At 35.1% G+C, this 1,094-nt stretch carries 1 protein-coding gene; it reads right to left on the bottom strand.

Annotated elements, in window-relative coordinates:
* Positions 1-266 precede the first annotated feature (266 nt).
* A partial coding sequence (locus CKF54_RS08010; protein ID WP_222987611.1) for an IS3 family transposase occupies positions 267-1,094 on the bottom strand: 828 nt, incomplete at its 5' end.

Consider the following 1,094-nt stretch of genomic DNA (forward strand, 5'->3'; position numbering starts at 1 on the left):
TGAAATGATCTTAAATATTTGAACTTTTTTAATAAATTTCTAATATCAACTTAGTACAAATATATCTAAGTCTTGGGTTTCATTCCCCTCCCCCTTTGAATTTGGTTGCTAGCAACCAAATTCAAAGGGGGAGGGGAATGTGCGCGAGCGACGACGGGAGCCTCATAAGACTTTAGTCAAAAAATTCACGCACTTCCCAGAAACCAAGCAATTTTAAAAAAATTGGGCTTTAGAAATGTTATAATGGTTTTAAGTTGGAGGCTCATCTACATGATATTTTCAATAATATCATTTAGATGAGTTTTTTGTTTTTTAAGGTTTATTCGGTTATTGTTAAACCAATGTATGAAATGCTCTAAGTCATATATTAATTCTTCTTTGCTTTTAAACAAATAAGAATTTACGTTTAGTTCTACTTTAATCGCACCAATTACAGATTCAACAATGGCGTTATCAGTAGGTGTGTAAGGCTTGGACATGCTTCTAACGACACCTATCTCGTCCGTATATTTAATATACTCATGGCTCTTAAATTGCGCCCCTCTATCACTATGGATAATAGCTCCTTTCTTCAAGAACCTATCGTACTTTTTAATACATTCTATCGCCAGCTCTGTAGTAGCATTGCTTCCATGAGACACGGTAACATGATTATTAAAGTAATCTACTAATACAGCTAAGTAAACCTTACCATTGATAGTTTGAACCTCGGTAAAGTCAATACTACAATGAGTTCCTAAGGATTTACTAGTAAAATCTCCAGCTACAAGATTAGGTGCGTAAGATGTAGGTGAAGGTACATAATTCCTCTTAGAATCCTTAACCTGTTGCATACGTGCCGTCAAATTCTCTTCACGCATTAGTTGCCTTACCATATCTTTGCCACAACAAGGGCAACCAGCATTGTTTTCTGCTTCTTGTTTCAATTCTTGATAGATTCTTCTATAACCGTAAGTTGAGAAGTTATCGAAAAATAACTTGCGTATCTTTTTTCTAACTTCGGCATACTTATCAACTAATCCTCTCGCAATTCTACCTTTATTATAGAAATAAGTACTCTTGGATAGCCCCAATAGCTCCCAGCTTAGATACAA

Source organism: Psittacicella hinzii, from assembly GCF_003585885.1.
Classification (GTDB): domain Bacteria; phylum Pseudomonadota; class Gammaproteobacteria; order Enterobacterales; family Psittacicellaceae; genus Psittacicella.